Here is a 1,023-nt window from a genome sequence, read left to right as displayed (position 1 = left end):
CGAGGTGGAGAAGTCTCCCGCGTCGATGGCGTCGAGATAGGCGGCGGAGAGGCCGCCGATCTGCGTTGCGGTGAGGCCGCGCACCTGGGTCGAGGTCAGGTCGGCGACCTGTGTGGTGGAGAGATTGCTGAGCGCCGTCGTCGTCAGGCGGCCGAGCTGCGTTGCGGTGAGGCCGGCGAGCTGGGTCGTGTTCCAGGACTGGACGTCGGTGGAGGCGAGCGCGCCGAAGCCGGTTGCCGAGAGGGCGCCGATCTGCGCCGAGGTGAGATTGGCGATCTGGGTGGTGGAGAGATCGCCGACCGTGGTCGCGCCGAAGGCGGCGATCTGCGAGGTGGAGAAATCTCCGGCGTCGATGGCGTCGAGATAGGCGGCGGAGAGGCCGCCGATCTGCGTGGCGGTGAGGCCGCGCACCTGGGTCGATGTGAGATCGGCGACCTGGGTGGTGGAGAGATTGCCGAGGGCGGTCGTGGTCAGCCGGCCGAGCTGCGTTGCGGTGAGGCCGGCGAGCTGGGTCGTGTTCCAGGACTGGACGTCGGTGGAGGCGAGCGCGCCGAAGCCGGTGGCCGAGAGGGCGCCGATCTGCGCCGAGGTGAGATTGGCGATTTGCGTGGTGGAGAGATCGCCGACCGTGATCGCGCCGAAGGCGGCGATCTGCGAGGTGGAGAAATCTCCGGCGTCGATGGCGTCGAGATAGGCGGCGGAGAGACCGCCGATCTGCGTGGCGGTGAGGCCGCGCACCTGGGTCGAGGTCAGGTCGGCGACCTGTGTGGTGGAGAGATTGCCGAGCGCGGTCGTGGTCAGCCGGCCGAGCTGCGTGGCGGTGAGGCCGGCGAGCTGTGTGGTGTTCCAGGACTGGACGTCGGTCGAGGCGAGCGCGCCGAAGCCGGTGGCCGAGAGGGCGCCGATCTGCGTCGAGGTGAGATTGGCGATCTGGGTGGTGGAGAGATCGCCGACCGTGGTCGCGCCGAAGGCTGCGATCTGCGAGGTGGAGAAGTCTCCCGCGTCGATGGCGTCGAGATAGGC

At 69.3% G+C, this 1,023-nt stretch carries 1 pseudogene; it reads right to left on the bottom strand.

Going from position 1 to position 1,023, the window contains the following annotated elements:
* Positions 1-1,023, bottom strand: a pseudogene (locus FMZ75_RS21125) (hypothetical protein); the annotation flags it as partial.

The sequence above is a fragment of the Methylosinus sp. RM1 genome (genome assembly GCF_011378635.1).
GTDB classification, from domain to species: domain Bacteria; phylum Pseudomonadota; class Alphaproteobacteria; order Rhizobiales; family Beijerinckiaceae; genus Methylosinus; species Methylosinus sporium.
The sequence above is the reverse complement of the archived record's forward strand: the minus strand, read 5'-3'. Positions and strand labels throughout refer to the sequence as shown.